The sequence below is a fragment of the Saccharibacillus brassicae genome (genome assembly GCF_006542275.1).
Lineage (GTDB): Bacteria > Bacillota > Bacilli > Paenibacillales > Paenibacillaceae > Saccharibacillus > Saccharibacillus brassicae.
The window spans coordinates 1,259,041-1,278,493 of the sequence record NZ_CP041217.1 but is presented as its reverse complement, the minus strand read 5'-3'; the positions used below and the strand labels follow the sequence as shown (position 1 = coordinate 1,278,493).

Genomic DNA, 19,453 nt, shown 5'->3' with positions numbered 1-19,453 from the left:
GAATGGATGGTTGACTCATGACAGATACAGATACAAATACAGATACAGATACAGATGCAGTGGATTGCGAGATTCGCCAATCGTTGGACCGGGTCTCCTCGCAGATGCGGCGCAATTACGGCGAATCGCTGAGAGAACTCAATCTTTATGCCGGACAGGACAATTTGTTGTATCGGTTATGGCTGGGCGACGGCATTACGCAGATGCAGCTGTGCGAACATCTCAAGTGCGAGCCGCCGACCGTCACGAACATGGTCAAGACGCTGGAACAGAACGGATTCATTTATCGCAAAAAAGACGGGGCGGACGCGCGGGTCATGCGGATTTTCCTCACCGACGAAGGTCGTGCGCTCCAGCAGCCGGTCGAGAACAAGTGGAGAGAGCTGCGGGAGAAGCTGCTGCACGGCATTTCCGAAGAAGACCGGCTCATGCTCCGCACGCTTATGCGGCACATGGAGAGCAATCTGGCTTAGCCGCCGTCTCGATCCGCGCAGACAAGGAGAACAGGCCAAGGTGGAACAAAGAAAGCTCAAATTGGGAGGCATCATTGACGGCGTCGGCTGGAATCATACGGGCTGGAGACATCCCGGCATGCCGGCGGACGGCAGCGAAAACATAGATTACTACGCCGAAAAAGCGATCCAGTTGGAAGAGGCGAAGTTCGACCTGATCTTTCTGGCGGACGTCAGCCATATCGGTCCCGGCATGATTCCGCATTATTTGAGCATGTTCGAAGGGGTATCGATCTTGTCCGCTTTGAGCATGGTCACCCGATCGATCGGCCTTGCGGCCACGATCGCGACTTCGTATGCCGATCCGTTCACGGTGGCGCGGCAGATCGCTTCGCTGGACAAGATCAGCCGGGGACGCGCCGGGTGGAACGCGGTCACGTCGAATCCGGGCGGACTGGTCAATTACAGCCGGGGCCATCTGCGCAAGTCCGATCTGTATCCGATGCAAAAAGAGTTTCTGGACATCGTCGAAGGGCTGTGGGATTCGTATGAAGACGACGCTTTTATCCGGGACAAAGAAAGCGGAGTTTTCTACGATCCCCGCAAGATGCACGCGCTGAATTATAGAGGGAACTATTTCTCGGTGGACGGACCGCTGAACGTCAGTCGTTCCAGGCAGGGGAGACCGGTCGTGTTTCAAGCCGGCACTTCGCCGACGTTTATGGACATCGCCGCGCGGCATGCCGAAGTCATCATGGCACCGGGCGACGATTTCGCTTACCTGACCGGATACGCGGCCGAACTTAGAAGCAAAGCCGCCGCTCAAGGACGTTCGCCGCACGACCTGCTGATGATGCCTTCGCAGAATCCGATCGTGGGCGAAACGGAGCAGGAAGCGCTGGACAAAATGCGGGAGATCGAATCGTGGATGCCGCGCGGGTATCGGATGCCCAAGCCGACGTTTATGGGGTCCGCCGAGCAGGTCGCCGACCGGATCGAACGCTGGCACCTTGCCGGCCTGATGGATATTTTGCTGATCCGGCAGGACCATCCCGAAGGCTTCGCGGACTTTATCCGGCTGGTCGTTCCGATCCTGCGGGACCGGGGGCTGTTCCGTACGGAATACGAGCATGACACGCTGCGCGGCCTGCTGGAACTGCCTTACCCCGAGCACCGGCACGCCAACTCGCATCGTTGAATAAAAATCTTTGAATCAAAAAGGAGAGATTAAGCATGGGCCGAAAAATCAGAACGGGCATTATCGGAGGATCGATCAACAACGGTTGGGCGAGAGGCACGCATATCCCGGCCCTGCAGCAGTTGGAAGAGTACGAACTGACGGCGGTCGGCACGAGCCGGATGGAGAGCGCGCGCCAAAGCGCCGAAGCGTTCGGCGCGGCTCACGCGTTCGACCGGGCGGCCGATCTGGCCGGTCATCCCGACGTGGATCTGGCGGTCGTCAGCATCAACGTCAAAGAGCATCATGCGGCGGTCCGGGCGATCGTTCCCGCGGGCAAGCCGATTTACTGCGAATGGCCGCTCGGCTCGAACACGGCGGAAGCGCTGGAGATGCGGCAGTGGGTCACCGAGAGCGGCATCCCGAACGCGATCGGCCTGCAGGCGAGGCAGGCTCCGGCCGTCAACTACGTCAAAGACCTGCTGAAGCAGGGATTCGTCGGCAAAGTGCTGTCGGCCAAGCTGAACCTGTCGATCGAAGGGATGGGCGGCGAATCCGACAAAGCCAACTCGTATCTGTTCGACCGCGAAGTCGGCGGCAATCTGCTGACGATCGTGACCGGCCACAATCTGGACGCGTTCACGTACATGCTCGGAGAGTTCAAGGAACTGTCGGCCGTCACGGCGCAGCAGTTCGCGGAAGTTCGGATCACGGATACGAACGAGCGTATGACCAAGACGACCGACGATCAGATTCTGATCAACGGCCTGCTGGAGAGCGGCGCCGCGGCCCAGGTTCACGTCCAGGGCGGCGTGAAGCACGGGACCGGCCTGACGATCGAAATCTTCGGCGACCAGGGTACGCTCGTGCTGAGCGCGCCGGCCACCATCCAGTTCGGATCGCATCGGCTGCGCGGAGCGGGCGCGTCCGACGCGGAGCTGCGGGATCTGGACGTTCCCGCGTCTTACGTCGACGTGCCGGATTCGCTGCAAAGCGATTCGGGCTTCGTCTTGAACGTCGCCCACGCGTACCGGAAATTTGCGGCGGACATCGCCGAAGGCACGTCCACGGCTCCGAATTTCGATGAAGCGGTCAAGCTGCATCAACTGCTGGACGCCGTCGAAGAATCTGCCCGCACCGGGAACCGGCACGTTTTCTAAACGGGCCGAAATATCGAAAAACCCGAAGCTCCAGCCTGGAGCTTCGGGTTTTTTGGCATTCAGCCGGACATCAGGGCCGCGTCGCGGAGCGGAGCCGGCCGTCGCCCGACCTCCGATCCGCAGCCGCGTTCAACTGCGTTCACTTTTTTTCTTCGAAAAAATCTCCGCCCTGCATCCGGTCGACAAACCCCTGCAGCCAGACGTAATACTGCTCGGCATGCTGAAGTTTGTGCAGGTCGCGCAGCGCCTGCTCGCGCTCGTCGGCCTGCGTATGCCGCGAGAGGACAATCTCCGACAGCTCGGGCGAGACTTCGCGGATCGTGGACAGCATCACGTCGATCTCCCGCTGAAGCTTGGCGCCGAAAAAGTTCCGGAACGTGCGGAAAAAGTCGGTCTCGGCGACGTATTGGTCTTTGCGTTCTTTTTTCTCGTCAAGTTTGTAAATCATTTGCGATTCCGTCAGCGCGCGCACGGCGTAACTCATATTGCTTTTGCTCATGTTCATGAAGTCTTTCATCTCTTCCAGCGTCATCGGCCGGTCTTCGAAGTACATGATGCCGTAGAGCTGCCCGAACGAATGGTTCACTCCGTACAGATCCATCGTCGAAGCGATAGACTCGATCATTTTCTTCCGCAGTTCGCGCCGCTGCTCCTGCCCGGACGCTGCGGAAAGGCCGGACGTGCCGGCGGATTCCTGTTCCACGCTGTCACCCCTGAATCGGAATTCGGACTTTGTTCCCCGTTGCCCCCATATTTTACACGATTCCCTGCACATTTAACACCGGGATAATCCCCATTTTTCAAATCGAATGTACAATCATGTTTGTACGGTAGATTAAAAAGTCGAAAAAAAGAGCTGAGAAAATCTTCGATCAAAAAAAATTGAACACGGAGGAGTTGTGGATTTGCGTCTTAAAGCGTTCAGGGAAGGCGAGGCGGTGCTGTTTACCCTGCCTGCGCTCGTTCCGCTGCTGATCTTCTGGATGGGGCCGCTCGGTTACATCCTGTACTTAAGCTTCACGGAGTGGGACTTCATGAGTCCCGAGAAACTCTTCGTCGGCCTGGACAACTATACGTATCTGCTGACGCACGCCGAATTCTATCAAGCGCTTCGGGTGACGCTGACATTCGGACTCGGCACCGTCGTTCCGATCATCGTGGGCGGGCTTGCGCTTGCGCTGCTGATGAACAGCAAGCTGAGATCGACCGGCCTGTTCCGGGCCATGATGTTCTCGCCGTGGGTCACGCCGACCGTCGCGGTCTCGATCGCCTGGTCGTGGATCTTCGAACCGGACGTCGGACTTGCGAATCTGCTGCTCGGCTGGATGGGATTCTCGCCGGTCGGCTGGCTGCAGGACCCGAATTGGGCGCTCGTGGCCGTCATGATCGTCACGATCTGGAAATCGATCGGCTGGTCGATGGTGTTCTACCTCGTCGCGCTGCGCAATCTGCCGTCCGACCTGCTGGAAGCCGCTTCGATCGACGGAGCCGGCACCTGGGACAAGTTCCGGGCGATCACGCTGCCGCTGATCTCGCCGACGACGCTGTTCCTCTCGATCATCCTGACGATCCAGTCGCTGCAGGCCTATGACCAGATCAACGTCATGACGCAGGGCGGACCGGCCGGATCGACGCGCACGCTGCTGTACATGTATTACCAATCGGCGTTCGAGACGTTCAACGTCGGCGAAGCTTCCGCGATCGCCGTAATCATCATTCTGATCTGCGTCCTGCTGTCGGGATTGTCGTTCCTGATCAGCCGGCGCCTGGTGCACTACTCATGAACATGACCGAAGCAAGCAAGGCAAGCAAGAAACGCGCCGTACGCCGGGGAGCCGGGCAGGCGGGCAGCCGCCGGTTCGTCCCGGCCGGGGAACGGTTCGGCCGCGCCGCGCGCTACATCCTGCTGGCCGTAATCAGTCTGGCGATGGCGTTCCCCTTCTATTGGATGGTGACGAGCGGACTGAAGACGAACGACGAGATCTGGCGGTTCCCGCCGACGTTCTGGCCGGAGTCAATCCATTGGAACAACTATGCCGATGCGTGGAATTCGGCGCCGTTCGCCCGCTATATGTTCAACAGCATTTTCGTGGCCCTGTCGATCTGCGTGCTGCAGGTGATCAACGCCAGCATGATGGCTTATGCGCTGACCCACATGAAGTTTCGGTTAAAAGGCGCGTTCACCGCAATCGTGCTGGTCGGCTACATGATTCCGAGCACGGCCGTGTACCTGCCGAGCTATCTGATCCTGAACGAGCTGCATCTGCTGGACAGCTACGCCGGGCTGATCCTGTCCAACTGCGTGAGCGTGTTCGCGATCTTCCTGCTGCGTCAGGCGTTCCTGCAGGTGTCGCACGAGCTCGTCGAAGCGGGGCAGCTGGACGGAGCTTCGCACTTCCGGATTCTGTGGACGATCATGGCTCCGCTGATCCGTTCGTCGTTCGCCGTCATGATCCTTATTACGTTTATCGAACAGTATAACAATTACTTCTGGCCGATGCTGATTACGAAAGACCCGGATCTGAGGCTCGTCTCGGCGGGGCTGCGCAGCTTCTTCGTCGAAGGCGGTTCGTACGGGCTGGCCTGGCCGCAGATTATGGCTGCCAGCGCTTTTACCATCGCTCCGCTGCTGATCCTGTTCCTGTTCGCCCAGAAGACGATCATGCAGAGCGTCAATATGTCCGCCGGCGTCAACAAGAGCTGAATTCCGAGTCGAACCCGAACAGGGACAACCGACATCCATTAGGAGGCAAAAAGAATGAAATTACGCCTGAACGCAGCAAATTTCGCCATGAAGAAGCCGGATGCAAGCGCACGTTATCGGAGAGGCGGTCTGTCGATGCTGCTTGCGGCAAGCTTCGCACTGCTGGCCGCCTGCGGTTCGCAGGGGGCGGATCCTCAGGGCGCGGTCGCGACCGCGGCGCCAGCCGCCGCGGAATCGGGCAAGCCGGTCGAGATCGAATTCTGGTACGGCCTGGGCGGCAAGCTCGGCGATAACATGAAAGCGAAGATCGACGCCTTCAACGCTTCGCAGGATGAAGTGATCGTCACCGGCATCGCCCAGGCGGATTATACGGAGACGGAGCAGAAGCTCCAGGCGGCGATCGCTTCGAACAACGTGCCGGCGGCGGTCCTCAGCGCAAACGCGGATTGGGCACGCAAAGGCTATTACGCTCCGCTGGACGAACTGATCGCGGCCGAGTCGGACTTCAACGGCGACGATTTCGTGCAGACGTTCCTCGAAGGCGGAAAAGTGGACGGCAAGCAGTATTTCCTGCCGATGTACGGTTCGACCCAGATCATGTATTACCGTCAGGATCTGTTCAAAGAGCACGGAATCGACCCGGCGTCGCTCACGACGTGGGAAGCGCTCGGCGAAGCCGCGGCCAAGATGACGAAGCAAGAAGGCGGCAAGACGACCGTCTACGGCTGGGAGCCGATGTGGGGTGAAGCGAATATGACCGATGCCGTGCTGAGCCGGGGCGGCAGCATTCTGAGCGAAGACGGCAAGACCGTCACGATCGATTCGCCGGAATGGATCGACACGTGGGAGCAGTTCCGCAAATGGATTCACGAAGACAAAATCATGCGGATCCACTCCGGCGGACAAGGCTGGGAATACTGGTACAAGACGATCGACGACGTGATGAAAGGCCAGGCGGCCGGTTACACCGGTTCGAGCGGCGACCAGGGCGACCTCGACTTCAAAGTCGTAGCCGCAATGGAGCAGCCGGGCTGGGAAGGGATGGGCGCGGGCAAGCCGGTCGCCGGCGCGAGCCAGGCCGGTATTCCGGCCAAAGCGACTCCCGAGCAGCAGCAGGCCGCGTTCAAATGGTTCATGTACTTCATGAAGTCGGAGAACACGGCCGATTGGTCGATGAAGACAGGCTATATCGCGGTGCGCCAATCCGCGCTCGAAGATCCGGCGTTCAAAGCGTTCAGCGCCAAAAATCCGCAGATCAGCGTTCCGCTCCAGCAGGCGTCGCATGCGTCGATGCCGTTCCAGGACCCGACCGGCGGCAAGATTACCGACGCGCTCAAAGTCGCGGCCGACCAGGTCCAGATCAACAACATGCCGGCCGAGCAGGCGCTCAAGGAAGCGCAGGCCACGGCGCAGAGCGCACTGGACCGCGCGGCCAAGTAACGATCGGCGTAAAGCCCGGGCCCGGGCTTAGGGGCCCGGGAGCCGTGCGGGGTGAGGCCATGCGAGCCGTCCGCGCCGTCCGCCGTACAGACTGTCCGCAGGGAGCGCGCGTTCCGCGCGGTGCCTGCGGTTTTCTTTTGGACAAAAACATTCGATCGAAGACGGCCGGAAACGAAGACGCGAGGCCGATCCGGGCAGCAGGAGAAACGGGAGGACGGGATGATGACCGAGAAGCAAGGGATACAAGGCGGGCAAGGCGGGCAAGACGTGCAAGGCGAGCAAGACGTGCAAGACAGACCGGATAGACAAGACGTGCAAGGCAGACCGGCCGCAGAGGATACGCGGGATACGCGGGCGCAGATTACAGGTACGGGGGAGACTTGCGGCACGCCGCAGGCGCAGATTACGGGGGAGGGCGGCGAGCCGCAGACGCAGAGTCCGCGGAGTATGCGGGACGTTGAAGAGGCGTACAGCCTCGATTTGGAGGGCGCGGGTGCGATTTTGTTCGACAAGGACGGGACGCTGCTCGATTTTACGGCCATGTGGGGATTTTGGACCGATCGGGCGCTGAAGCTGTTCCGGACGCTGTTGGCGGAGCGAGGCTTGGCGCTTAGGGAGGCGGGGCTGCCGCAGATCTGGGGCACGACGCATGACGAAGAGGGCAAAACGATCGACTACGACCGGCGGGGGCCGCTTGCGATGGGTACGGTGGACGAGATGCACGCCGTGTTGGCCTGGCACGGTTACCGGGCGGGATTGTCGTGGGCGGAAGCCAAACTGCTCGTGCGACGCTGCGCGGAGCAGGCCGATGCGGCGATGGAAGCGGAACGTCCCGCGCAGCTGCTGCCCGGCGTGCGGAAGTTTCTGGACCGCTGCCGCGAACTGAACGTGCCGATGGGCGTCGTGACGGCCGACGAGACGGACAGCGCGCTGCGCCATCTGGAATGGCTGGGGATCGCGGATTATTTTGATATCGTCATCGGCACCGATCTGGCGCGGCGCGGCAAGCCGTTTCCCGATTTGTGCCTGCTGGCCTGCGAACGTCTCGGCGTGCCGCCCGAACGCGTCGTCGTGATCGGCGATACCGACGGCGATATAGAGATGGCCCGCGCGGCCGGGGCGGCGTTGAAGATCGGTATCGGCGAAGCCGGAACGCTGAAGCTTGCCGACGTGACGGTGCCTTCGTTTGAAAGGCTGCTGGGCAGCGCGGTGCGGCGATGAGCCCGAACGTCTCGCTCGGGTGGACGCTGCTGGCGTGCGCGATCGCGCTGGAGCTGAGCGGAACGCTGCTGATGAAAATGTCGGACGGATTCACCCGGCCGTGGCCGTCGGTGTTCATGTTCGTCTGCTACGGAGTCAGCTTTACGCTGCTCAATTTTTCCGTCAGGCATATTCCGCTCGGCGTCGCCTACGCGATCTGGTCCGGCGTCGGCATCACGCTGATCGGCGTGGCCGGCCATTACTTTTTCGGCGAGCGCCTCAAAGCGGCCTCGCTGGTCTGGATGGGCTTTATCCTCGTCGGCATCGTCGGCTTGAAATGGAGCGAATCGTAAAACGCCGCAGGTCGTGGACAGGCGTTAACAAGAGCGAATAAAACGGAAACCGGAAAACGGAGGGATACGTCATGGAACGGGAAACGCAGCGGGGATCGGAACGCGAAACGGGCAGGATGAATACGGGGGCGGGCTTCGGGATGGAGCGCGGGGAACGCAGAGGGCATCACGGCATGGGGGCGCATGAAGCGGCGGCTGGCGCGGGCGGAGTTACAAGCGGAGCGGAGACGCACGAGCCGATGGGGGGAAAGAGTGAAGTGGGCAGCGGGATGGAGATGCGCGAAGCGGCGGACACGGTGTGGGGAAAAGAACTGGCTGCGGCGGCCGAAAAGCCGCTCGCGACGTTTCAGGTCATCACGGACACCCATATTCGGGATGACGCCGACCATATCAACAATCGGCATTTTGAAGAGGCGCTTGCGGATATTGCGTCTTTTTGCGCGGGCAGTCTGGGCGTGATGCACGCCGGAGACGTGACCGATCGCGGCCTTGCGCCCGAATACCGGGAATTCGCCCGAATCTGGAGCAGCCGCCCGGCTGAGCTGCCGCCGATGTACGTCACGCTCGGCAACCACGATATCGGCGCGATTCTATGGGGCGAAGGCGATAAGCCGATCGATCTGAGCGTGCTCTCCGGCGACGAGATCGAGGACGTGCTGGACGGGAATTTCCCGGCCGGGACGGTCGGACAGCCGGGCGAAGCGGCCGCGGCGGAAGCGGGAGGTATGGACGGAGAGGAGGCGTCAGGCGTGGGTGAGGCGTCGGGCGCCAGTGCGAAGGACGCATGGGCGGAAGCGATCGCCGAGTCGGAGGCAAGCCTGGGCGCAAAGCAGGCTTCGGCCGAGGTGGCAGACGCCGCCGCGGGCCCAAGCGCTGCGCAGCCGGTCAACGCAAAAGACGCGTTGGCCGAAGCGGCCGCGGCGGCGGGGCTTGATCTGGGCGGCATGGCGGCGCGCTTGAACAGCTTGGACGGGGACGAGGCGGAAGGCGGCCTCGTGCGCGAGATGTGGAACCGGCGCATGCGCCGGTTTGCCGAAGGGACGGGCGCCGCCGCGCCGTATCACGCTCATTGGATCGGCGGCTACCATTTTATTTTCCTCGGCAGCGAAGTTCCGCATCCGAAAGACTGCGACCTTTCTTCGGCGCAGCTGCGCTGGCTGCAAGAGCGCCTGACCGAAAAGTCGTCGCCGGACCGGCCGGTCTTCGTCTTCCTGCATCAGCCGCTGATGGACACCGTCGCCGGTTCGATGGAGCGGCAGGGCTGGTACGGCGTCAATCAGGATGCCGAATTGAAAAAGGTACTGTCGGCCTGCCCGCAGGCCATCCTGTTCACCGGGCATACGCATTGGCAGCTTGAAGCCGAGCGTACGATGTACGACGGGCAGGGCGTCATGCCGAGCATGTTCAACGCCTCGTCGGTCGCGTACCTCTGGACCGACGGCGACGAACATCTGACCGGCAGCGAAGGGCTGCAGGTCGACGTCTACGGCGACCGGGTCGTCGTACGCGGCCGCGATTTCGTGAAGCGCGCGTGGATCGAAGGTGCCGAGTATACGGTGCCTTATCCGGCAGCCGGTGCGATTTCCACGCGGAGATAGAGGGGAAGCGGCGCTGCGAGCGATACGGCCGCGGTCCGTGCGGCGTATTGGCTCGGCGTGCGCGAAATAACGTCCTTTATGCAGTTATTTGGAGGGAACGGTTCGGCGTGTGGGAAATAACTGCGCCAGAGCATTTATTTTGAACGGGAAATCAAGAAATCCGCCTTTTGGATGAAAATAACTGCCGTGAGGACGTTATTTGCGCTCAAAAGGCTTTTTTACGTGGAATAGTTGTGCTCAGGACGTTATTTTGGAAAAGGGCACGGTGTGCAGGCTTCAAGCCTTCACCCATCTTAGATAACGTCCGATATGCAGTTATTTGGACGGAACGGCTCGGCATGTGGGAAATAACTGCGACAGAGCATTTATTTCGCCCGGAAAATCAAGAAAGTCGCCTTTTGGATGGAAATAACTGCCGTGAGGACGTTATTTTCGCTCAAAAGGCTTTTTTACGTGGAATAGTTGTGCTCAGGACGTTATTTTGGAAAAAGGGCACGGTATGCAGGCTTCAAGCCTTCGGCCATCCGAAATAACGTCCGATATGCAGTTATTTAGACGGAGCGGCTCGGCGTGTGGGAAATAACTGCGCCAGAGCATTTATTTCGCCCGGGAAATCAAGAAATCCGCCTTTTGGATGAAAATAACTGCCGTGAGGACGTTATTTGCGCTCAAAAGGCTTTTTTGCGTGGAATAGTGGTGCTCAGGACGTTATTTTGGAAAAAGGGCACGGAATACGATTGCGATCAGATCAAATCAGATTAGAGCAGGACAGGATACGGCAGGGCCCTGGTGCGGGATCGAGCAGGAGAACGGCTTTTTTCGTAGGCGTCGTCGGCGCGGCTTGGTATAGTAGAAAAAGGGCGGGCGGATGCGGAGAAAAAGGGCCGCCGTCAAGGGGAGAACAAGATGTCGATGTCAAAAAAAGATCGACCGTCCGTCGCGCTGGAAACGGTGCGGCGCACGGAACTTGAGACGCTGCGCGTGATTGCGGTCGCGGCGTTTGCCCAAGGGCTGCGCGATTACGGCAAACGACCGGACGGGATCGAGACTATCGGCTGGCACGAGCGCGGCTGCGCGGAAGGCAGCTATCTCGCGATCCGGGCCGACGGCCGACTCGCGGGCGGGGCGCGGGTGTTCGACTACGGCGAAGGCGTGTTCCGGATCGGCTCGCTGTTCGTCGATCCGGCGCTGCACGGGCGCGGCATCGGCAGCCGGGCGCTCGCCGCGATCGAACGGCGGTATCCGCAGGCGAGCCGCTGGTCGCTCGACACGCCGGCGCTCGATGCACGCAGCCGGCGTTTTTACGAAAATGCGGGCTACGTCAACGTCGGGAGCAGCCGGGCCGAACGCGCGTCCGATTTCAGGCTGATCGATTACCTGAAACTGCCGCTGCTGCGGGAGATCCGGGAGGCTGACCTGTTCCCGGGCCGGCGAGACGCTTCGCCGTGGGAAGAGGCGGGCTTCGCGCTGCGCCAGGCGGCCCGCGCCGTGCTGCTGGACGCCGACGGCCGCATGGCGCTGATGCGTGTGACGCGCAGCGGCTGTCACAAGCTGCCCGGCGGCGGGATCGAAGCGGGCGAAGACGTATTTGCGGCGCTGCGGCGCGAACTGCGCGAAGAAGTCGGCGCCGGCGAGATTCAGCTGACAGACGAGATCGGCATGACGGCCGAATATATCGCCGAGTATCGGCTGAAGCAGTTCTCGTACGCGTACGCGGCGCGCCTCACCGGCCCGCTCGGCGTCTCCGCGCTGACCGCAGAAGAACAAGGCGACGGGTTTGCCCTTATGTGGGCGCGGCCGGAAGAAGCGCTGCACCTGATGCGGAGCGATCGGCCGAACAGCTTGTCGGGTCATTTTATCCGCTGCCGCGATCTGGCGATTGTGCGCAGCTTTCTGGAACAGAGCGGTTCGGGCGATGCCTGGCAAAGAGGGGGAGAAACTCATTTATAGAGGAATCGGGATCGACGGATGCCCCGGAGGCTGGGCGGTCGTTTGGATCGAAGGCGAACGGGCCGCCGAGGGCATACGGGCTGACGGCGAACAATCCGCCGAGGGCACACGGGCTGACGGCGAACGATCCGCCGAAGTTACACAGACCGACGGCGAACGATCCGGCCATCAAGAGGAATACGGTCCGCATGCCGCGCTCGCTGTCCGCTCGGCGGTGTACCCGGACCTCCCGGCGCTGTGGGCGGCGCTTCAGCCCGATCCGGCGCGCGACCGTATGCTGCTCGATATGCCGATCGGCTTGGCCGAAGGCGCGGACGGCTCGCTCAACCGCGTCGAAGACCGCCGCTGCGACCGGGACTGCCGCAAGCTGCTGCCGAAGCGGCGCAAATCGAGCGTGTTCCCGGTGCCCGCGCGCCAGGCGCTGCATGCGGCCGATCCGTCCGCGGCCAACGAAGCGGCGACCGGCCGACGGCTGAGCCGCCAGAGCCTCAACCTGCTGCCGAAGATTCGCGAAGTCGACGAACTTGTCGCCGGGCTGCTGGCGCGCGGTCTGCCGGTGACGGGCCTGCTCGACGAATCGCATCCGGAGCTTGCTTTTTTGCGGCTGAACGGAGGCGAGGCGCCGGCGCATGGCAAGAAGGAAGCGGCCGGGCGGCAGGAGCGCCTGGACATTCTGGCCGCCGCGGGCTTCCCCGAAGCGGAGCTGGATCGGCTGCTGCAGACGTTCGCGCGCAAACAGGCCGCGCCCGACGATCTGCTTGACGCGGCGGCGCTTGCGCTCTGTGCCTGGCGGATCGTGTCCGGGCACTCGCCGGCCCGCGGCGTGACCGAAGGCGACCGGCGGCAGCACGATTACGGCGGACGGGTAGAGATGAATATCGTCTATATATGAAGAGAAAATTCGCGGATGAGCTGCCGGGCGGCGGATTTCCGACACTTCGACGTCATCCGGCCCGTAAAGGCCGAACAGACCATCGAGGCAGGCGCGGCGAGCAGCGAAGGGCGCGGAAGCAATGAATAGAAACGTTTCGAGTCGAATTCGCCCCAAATGATTTTTGTCGGAAAATGGTTATAAGCAGGCAAGCTGAGGGTATATAGCACTATTATGCTTGCCTGAAGAGGTGCTAAGGAATGTCAAACGAACAAGAAAATTATCGAAAAATAGAACGATACGAACAGGAGCATCAAGAGCTGCGGACCGAAATCGACGGGCTGCGGCTGCTGCTGGAACAAGAGCGGACGGCGCGCGAAGCGGCGGATCGCGAATCGCAGAACAAAGCGCATTTCGTCGCGGTGCTCAGCCACGAGATCCGCAATCCGCTCAACGGCATCATCGCCATGAGCGATCTGCTGCAGGATACCGAACTGACGGAAGAGCAGGAGAATTATCTGGAGATTATCCAGAGCAGCAACCACTCGCTGCTTGAGCTCGTCAACGGTATTCTCGATATGAGCCGCCTTGAAGCGGGCCGCATGACCGTGTCCCACAATCCGTTCGACCTGATCAACACGGTCGAAGATTTGATCTATATGCTCGCTCCGCGGGCGTTTGCCAAAAACGTCGAAGTCATCTTGAACGTCGAATCGGAAATTCCGCTGTTCGTCGTCGGAGACGTACTGAAAGTACGCCAGATTTTCCTGAACCTGATGCAGAACGCGATCAAGTTTACGCATGAAGGAGAGATCGTGTTCGAACTCAAACGGATTCCTTCGCTCAAAAGCGACGGTATCTCGGTCAGCTTCGCTATTCACGATACGGGTATCGGCATGTCCGAAGAACAGTCGGGCCGGATCTTCGACGTCTACACACAGGTGCACGAGTCGTCGCAGCATACGTACGAAGGCTCCGGACTCGGCATGACGATCACGAAAAATCTGGTTGAGCTGCTCGGCGGCACGATCGAAGTGTCCAGCGAACCCGGCCGGGGTACGTCGATCGAAATCATGCTGTCGTTCGACCGGTATACCGACCTGCCTTCGATACCGTTCGAGGACGACGTGCTGGAAGGCATGCGTTTCCTTGTGGTGGACCAGCAGGCGACGAGCCGCAGCACGATCGTCGGCATGCTCGAAGGCTGGGGCGCCCATGCGGAGTCCGCGGCCGAAATGGAAGAAGATCTGGTGGAGCGCGTCGGCATGGGCGCGTTCGACGTCGTCTTTATCGACGGCAGCACGCTCAAGCGGGGCGAAATTTTCCGCAATTTGCAGCAAATCCCGGATCTTAACCTGTTTCTGCTGGCCTGGCTGGGCGAGAAGATCGAAGAAGGGGAACGCAGTTTCTTCCGCTCGATCATCCCGAAGCCGATTCGCAAGCTGCATATGTTGAACGCGATTTTGGCCATGGAAAAAAACGACCGTTCTGCGGGACGCGACCACGATCGCGATCCGGAGCGCGGTCTGTAGCGGAAACGGCGGCAAATCGAGGAAAGGACGGAACAAGGGCATGAGCCAATCACGAATCACGAGCTACGACAAATTGACACGGGTACGGATGGGCATGTCTTTTCCGCTGCGCTGGGTTAACAGCTATATGCTGCGCGGCGAAGAAGGCTGGACGGTCGTCGATCCCGGCCCCCGTTCCGCCGAGAACGAATCCGCGTGGGAAGAGGTGCTGCGGGACATGGGCATTGCGCCGCGGGATATCGCTTCGATCGTCCTGACGCATCATCACCCGGACCATTACGGCCTTGCGGGCTGGTTCCAGCAGCGCGGCGGAGCGCAGGTATGGATGTCCCACGCCGCAAGCGAAGCGGCCCGCCGCAACTGGGGCAGTGCGTCGGATTCGTCCGGCGGGGCCGGCTTCGCGCAGGCGACGATCGAATTGTACCGCCGCCACGGCATGGAACAAGACCGTCTGGCGCAGCTGCCGGAGCATCTGTCCGGCTTCGCCGCGCAGGTCGAGCCGCAGCCCGAAATCTCGGTGATCGACACGGGCATGCCGATCCGCTTCGGCGGCCGGCTGTGGCAGCCGGTGGAGACGGGCGGGCATGCCGAAGGGCATCTGTCTTTTTACGAGGAGAAGACGGGGCTGATCCTGTGCGGGGATGCGGTGCTGCCGAGAATCTCGCCGAACATTTCCTATACGCCCGGAGGCGACGAACATCCGCTGCGCTCGTATCTGGACGGGCTGCGCGTGCTGGGCGGACTGAACGTAAGCCAGGCTTTTCCCGGCCACCGCGATCCGTTCGGGAATTTCACGGAACGGACAGCGCAGCTGTTGGCCCATCACGAGGAGCGGCTGGACCGGATGCAGGGCATGCTCGGCGGCGACCCGCGCAGCGCCTACCAAGTGTGCATCGAACTGTTCGGCGGTTCGCTCGGCATTCACCAGCTCCGCTTCGCGCTGTCGGAGACGCTCGCCCACCTGGTCGAATTGGAAGACCGGGGGCGTGTCTCCCGAACGGAAGAAGACGTATGCACTTGGCATTCCCTTTGACGATCCGCTATCGAATCGAACGAACCTGTTTGAACGAGCTTGTCTCCCTATTAAGAGGGACGGGCTTTTTTTTATGCGACCAAAGTATGAACCGGCAGCCCGGACAAGCCCGCAAAAATAAATTTCGAAATAAGCTTTGCCGCTTGGTTAGTTCTTAGGAACCGCGTTTATATAAGAGATGCCGGCAATTATATGACACTCCAAAAAGTTTCGGGAAATCAAAACCAGAAACGTCCAAATGGAAAATATTTTAAAAAGGCAATTTCGAAGAAATCCAAAGTTTTTAAAAAGATTTTGAAAACAGGTGATCCAAATTTCGAACCGCTGCGTTTCATGACATGTAAGCAGCGGAAACAACACAAGAAACAACGGGAATCAGGAAACAACAAAATTCAGATATACAATGGAGGAATGGACAATGTTTAAAATGTTCAATGCAAAGAAGCTCGTGGCACCGGTACTCGGTCTGGCTCTGGTAGTTCCGACAGTGGCGGGGGCCGCTCCGGCACAGGCTTCGACAACGACAACGACGAACATTGCGGCAACGGCAGCGCAAATGACAGCAATGAAAGCTTCGACTACGACGCCTGCGGTCGAACTGAGAGCCGCGCTTGACCGTCTCCTTTCCGAACATTACCAACTCGCGGTAGACTCGATGATCAAAGCGTACCAGGGTTCGCCTGACGCGGCTGCTTCGTTCGCGGCACTGAACGCCAACGCAAGCGACATGCTGCCAGCGATCGAATCGCTCTACGGCAAAGCGGGCGCAACCGAATTCGGACGCATCTTCAGCGCCCACAACCAAGCGACCGATGAACTGGTCAAAGCGCAAAAAGCCGGCAACACGGCAGGCGTACAGGCAGCTGAAGCCAAAATCGAGAAATTCGTCAAAGAATTCTCGGCCTTCCTCGGAACGGCAACAGGCGGCAAACTGCCACAAGCTACAGCCGAAAAAGTGCTTCGTCTCCACGAAGACCAGGTTCAGGATACTTTCGAGAAATATGTAGCAGGCGACTTCACGGGAGCTTACACCGCTTACCGTACAGGCCTGAACACGATGTTTACGGTCAGCGAAGCATTGTCGACGGCAATCGTGACGCAAATGCCGGAAAAATTCCAGAACACGAAATCCGATACGCCTGCCGGCGATCTGAGATCGGCTCTGAACTACCTGTTCGCGGAACACTTCGCACTTGCTACGCTGCAAATGCAAGAGCAGTATGACGGCATGAGCGCAAGCAGCAGCGCACTCGTGATTGCCGAAGCCGGCAACACCAAAGACTTCAAAGCGGCAATCGCTTCGGTCTACGGCAATGCGGGAGCGGATCAGTTCGAGAAGCTCTGGACGACCGACCATATCAACGTGCAGGCTCAATACGTAGCGGCCGTGAAGAGCGGGGACCAAGCGGCCATTACGGCAGCCAAAGCCCAAATCACGAAATTCACCAAAGAAATGGCGGCGTTCTTGAGCGCGGCTACCGAAAACCGCATTCCGGAAGCCGGAGCATTGGCCGGACTGACTGCGCATGAAGACCAAGTGCAAAAAGTGCTGGATCAATACGCAGCCAAAGATTACACCGGTTCGTACAAAACGGAACGCGAAGGTTATGCCCTGATGTTCGACGTGGGTAAACTGCTGAGCGGCGCGATCGTGGACCAGTTCAACCCTAAATTCCAACAACCGGCTATGACACCGGCTCCAACAACTCCGGCAACACCTGCACCGGCACCGGGCAAAATGATGACGGTCAAAATGCAGATCGGAAGCCAAAACCTGACGCTGAACGGCAAAACGACCAAAATGGACACGATGCCGCGCGTTTGGGATAACACCACTTACGTACCGCTTCGTTTCCTGAGCGAAGGCATCGGCGCCAACGTGAAATGGGACAAAAAAGCCAATGCTGTAACGGTAATGGCCGGCAAAGATACGCTGAAATTCTGGTTGGGCAAAGACTTCATGGAAGTCAACGGCAAAAGACAGTCGATCGGCCACGAAGTATTCGCGGACGAGAACGGCAGAACCGTCGTACCGCTTCGCTTCATCACGGGTCTGCTGGGTTGGAACTTCAACGTCGACAGCAGCAACTGGATGATCACGCTCACGAAATCGATGTAATCAGTTCGCCAACCTGTCCTTTCGGACGGACACTTTTCAATCAAGCTTCAAGAGGACTTCCTGTAACCGGGAAGTCCTCTTTTTTTTTGCTTTTACCTATAAACAGGTATAAAATGTCTTATAAGACAGCAGTAATCCTTTTTCTGCAATCCTTTTTCAATCCATGTTCATTATAGAAGACCTACAAGAAAGGAGGGAAATGATGAGTTTTACACCCCAAAACCGATTGGAAATAGCTCTAAGCGAGGCGGTCGAATATCCGTCACGGCGCAGGGCATTCTATGAGGAGCTTCAACGTGCGGAACTGTATGCGCTACATATGGAAGGCGACGTGCCGGTCGAAGACGGAATGATCCGGGAAAAAGCGGAAGTGCGCCTGCCATGCGTGGAAATCGAAGGCAAAACGTATTTGCCCGTATTCAGTTCCCTGGAGATGCTGCAGCGTTCGATCGAGCAGGAGATGCGTTATATCTCGATGAACGCGATGGATTTGTTCGGACTCGTTCGCGGTTCGGACGTCTGGCTAAATCCCGGCGCGCCGTTCGCCAAGCAGTTTCCGGCTACCGAAATCGAATCGATTCTCGACGGAAGCCTGCTGGCAATGCCGCAGAGCTATACGCTGGATACGGACCGTCAGATTATGCTCGGGCGTCCGGTGCAGGAACCGACCGAGCTGCTGAGCGGCCTCTCGGAAGTGTTTCGATCGTTCTCGAATGTGAAGCTTGCGTACAGCGCGCATTATTACAATCCCGAGAGCGGAGATCCGCCGCACACGCTGATCGCGGTCGAAGCCGAAGGGGAATGGGAAGAAGTGGTACGGGCGGCAAGCTTGCGCGCTTCCTCGGCGTGTATTCCCGATCCGCCTGTCGATTTCGTGCGGCTGGACGGCCTCAGCGGTCTGGAACGTTATTTCGAAGCGGACTGCGAGCCGTTCTACCGCAAGTTCGGACGCCTCAAGCAGGTCGTGCGCCGGGCTTGACGGGCGTGGCTTGACGGCGCGGCCGCCTTATGTTCGCGGAGGCAGGGAAAAAGGGACGTCCCTGCGATACTCCGGCGAACCGGCGGCATGCGAAAAGGCAGGACCGATTTGGTCCTGCCTCTTTTTGGCGCGTTTTGGGGGATGCCGGTTCGGGCAATGCCGGTTGGAGCGATGCGGGCATCGCTCCATATCGCTCAGTCGTCGCCGGGTTCTTTGGGCAGCTCGATCGACACTTCGCGTTCGGTCTGCTTGTTGTGCGCGATCCGGCTGCTGGCCGCCGCGGCGATCGCGCCGACGATATCGTCGAGAAACGTATGGACGGGGCCGAGGTTTTTGTCGTTCAGCCGCTCCAGAATGCCGGGCTTGAGCTTGTCGACGTAACCGAAATTGGTCAGGCCGATGCTGCCGTACACGTTGACGATCGACAGCGCGAGAATCTCGTCCACGCCGTACAGCCCTTCGTCGTTTTTGATCATTTCCTGCAGCGGGGACAGCAGTTTGCCTTCTTCCGCAAGCACGTCGAGCTGGATGCCGGTCAGCACGGCGTTTTGCACCTCACGCTTTTCGAGCACTTTTTCCACGTTATGCACGCATTCTTCCATTGTCAGTTCGGGGTAATATTTTTGCTGCAGAAAAAGGACCAGTTCCGCAATCTCTTCGATTTTCACGCCGCGCTTGTCCAGCCAGCTTCGGGTCGCCTCGGCTACTTTGCGGCTGTTGAGCGAATAAGCCTGACGTTCGGGAATGCCCATTTTTTCTTCTTTGGGCGTAATTTTTTCCGGATTTTGCATGTTAATCACCTCTCTTCCTTTCTGTACAATTTCGGTGCCGATGAAACAAAAACTGTCCAAAAAGGCGAGGAACATGTGCTTTCCCCGGCGGATT

18 protein-coding genes are annotated in these 19,453 nt (G+C 59.4%); 16 read left to right on the top strand and 2 right to left on the bottom strand.

The window, feature by feature from the left end; all coding sequences use genetic code 11:
* The first annotated feature begins 17 nt into the window (after window positions 1-17).
* Genes FFV09_RS05195 through FFV09_RS05185 form a run of 3 tightly spaced genes read left to right on the top strand, consistent with a single transcriptional unit; the run spans window position 18 to window position 2,789 of the window.
* Window positions 18-473, top strand: a complete 456-nt coding sequence (locus tag FFV09_RS05195) for a MarR family winged helix-turn-helix transcriptional regulator (protein ID WP_141446710.1) — start codon at window positions 18-20, stop codon at window positions 471-473.
* A 40-nt stretch (window positions 474-513) separates the two neighbouring features.
* The gene (locus tag FFV09_RS05190) at window positions 514-1,650 is read left to right on the top strand and encodes an NtaA/DmoA family FMN-dependent monooxygenase (RefSeq protein WP_141446708.1); all 1,137 of its coding nucleotides are present in this window, start codon (window positions 514-516) and stop codon (window positions 1,648-1,650) included.
* A 35-nt stretch (window positions 1,651-1,685) separates the two neighbouring features.
* Entirely contained in the window at window positions 1,686-2,789 is a 1,104-nt protein-coding gene (locus FFV09_RS05185) for a Gfo/Idh/MocA family protein (RefSeq protein ID WP_141446707.1), read from the top strand.
* Window positions 2,790-2,928: 139 nt separating this feature from the next.
* Here FFV09_RS05185 and FFV09_RS05180 read toward each other — a convergent pair whose 3' ends face one another.
* Window positions 2,929-3,414, bottom strand: coding sequence for a GbsR/MarR family transcriptional regulator (locus FFV09_RS05180; RefSeq protein WP_246098541.1), 486 nt, complete (start codon window positions 3,412-3,414; stop codon window positions 2,929-2,931).
* A gap of 280 nt (window positions 3,415-3,694) precedes the next feature.
* On the opposite strand from FFV09_RS05180, the gene FFV09_RS05175 reads away from it, so the two are divergent.
* From FFV09_RS05175 to FFV09_RS05115, 13 genes are all read left to right on the top strand, one after another.
* Window positions 3,695-4,573, top strand: coding sequence for a carbohydrate ABC transporter permease (locus FFV09_RS05175; protein ID WP_141450347.1), 879 nt, complete (start codon window positions 3,695-3,697; stop codon window positions 4,571-4,573).
* Window positions 4,570-5,493, top strand: coding sequence for a carbohydrate ABC transporter permease (locus tag FFV09_RS05170; RefSeq protein ID WP_246098479.1), 924 nt, complete (start codon window positions 4,570-4,572; stop codon window positions 5,491-5,493). Before FFV09_RS05175 ends, FFV09_RS05170 begins: the two co-directional genes overlap by 4 nt.
* Window positions 5,494-5,580: 87 nt before the next feature.
* Window positions 5,581-6,933 carry an ABC transporter substrate-binding protein gene (locus tag FFV09_RS05165; protein ID WP_141450344.1) on the top strand — a complete coding sequence of 451 codons (1,353 nt, stop codon included), beginning with the start codon at window positions 5,581-5,583 and terminating at the stop codon, window positions 6,931-6,933.
* Window positions 6,934-7,155: 222 nt separating this feature from the next.
* Window positions 7,156-8,154 carry an HAD family hydrolase gene (locus tag FFV09_RS05160; RefSeq protein WP_246098478.1) on the top strand — a complete coding sequence of 333 codons (999 nt, stop codon included), beginning with the start codon at window positions 7,156-7,158 and terminating at the stop codon, window positions 8,152-8,154.
* Complete coding sequence (locus tag FFV09_RS05155; protein WP_141446704.1) at window positions 8,151-8,486, top strand: DMT family transporter; 336 nt, start codon at window positions 8,151-8,153, stop codon at window positions 8,484-8,486. The genes FFV09_RS05160 and FFV09_RS05155 overlap by 4 nt, the downstream gene beginning before the upstream one ends.
* Before the next feature lie 71 nt (window positions 8,487-8,557).
* On the top strand, window positions 8,558-10,084 hold the full coding sequence (locus FFV09_RS24530) for a metallophosphoesterase family protein (RefSeq protein ID WP_141446702.1): 1,527 nt from the start codon (window positions 8,558-8,560) through the stop codon (window positions 10,082-10,084).
* A gap of 167 nt (window positions 10,085-10,251) precedes the next feature.
* Window positions 10,252-10,617: a hypothetical protein gene (locus tag FFV09_RS05145; RefSeq protein ID WP_141446701.1), complete on the top strand. Its 366-nt coding sequence runs from the start codon at window positions 10,252-10,254 to the stop codon at window positions 10,615-10,617.
* A gap of 373 nt (window positions 10,618-10,990) precedes the next feature.
* Window positions 10,991-12,034, top strand: a complete 1,044-nt coding sequence (locus FFV09_RS05140; protein WP_141446700.1) for a bifunctional GNAT family N-acetyltransferase/NUDIX hydrolase — start codon at window positions 10,991-10,993, stop codon at window positions 12,032-12,034.
* Complete coding sequence (locus tag FFV09_RS05135; protein ID WP_141446698.1) at window positions 12,000-12,926, top strand: DUF429 domain-containing protein; 927 nt, start codon at window positions 12,000-12,002, stop codon at window positions 12,924-12,926. The genes FFV09_RS05140 and FFV09_RS05135 overlap by 35 nt, the downstream gene beginning before the upstream one ends.
* A 239-nt stretch (window positions 12,927-13,165) precedes the next feature.
* Window positions 13,166-14,437 (top strand): ATP-binding response regulator, encoded by a 1,272-nt coding sequence (locus FFV09_RS05130; protein ID WP_141446696.1) that lies wholly within the window; start codon window positions 13,166-13,168, stop codon window positions 14,435-14,437.
* 40 nt (window positions 14,438-14,477) lie between these two features.
* A complete protein-coding gene (locus FFV09_RS05125) occupies window positions 14,478-15,470 on the top strand; it encodes an MBL fold metallo-hydrolase (RefSeq protein WP_141446694.1) in 993 nt (330 codons plus the stop codon).
* Window positions 15,471-15,888: 418 nt separating this feature from the next.
* Window positions 15,889-17,589 carry a copper amine oxidase N-terminal domain-containing protein gene (locus tag FFV09_RS05120; protein ID WP_246098477.1) on the top strand — a complete coding sequence of 567 codons (1,701 nt, stop codon included), beginning with the start codon at window positions 15,889-15,891 and terminating at the stop codon, window positions 17,587-17,589.
* A 202-nt stretch (window positions 17,590-17,791) separates the two neighbouring features.
* Window positions 17,792-18,568, top strand: a complete 777-nt coding sequence (locus tag FFV09_RS05115) for an enhanced serine sensitivity protein SseB C-terminal domain-containing protein (protein ID WP_170314944.1) — start codon at window positions 17,792-17,794, stop codon at window positions 18,566-18,568.
* Window positions 18,569-18,762: 194 nt separating this feature from the next.
* Here FFV09_RS05115 and FFV09_RS05110 read toward each other — a convergent pair whose 3' ends face one another.
* A complete protein-coding gene (locus FFV09_RS05110; protein WP_141450339.1) occupies window positions 18,763-19,320 on the bottom strand; it encodes a phosphatidylglycerophosphatase A family protein in 558 nt (185 codons plus the stop codon).
* Between the last annotated feature and the right edge of the window lie 133 nt (window positions 19,321-19,453).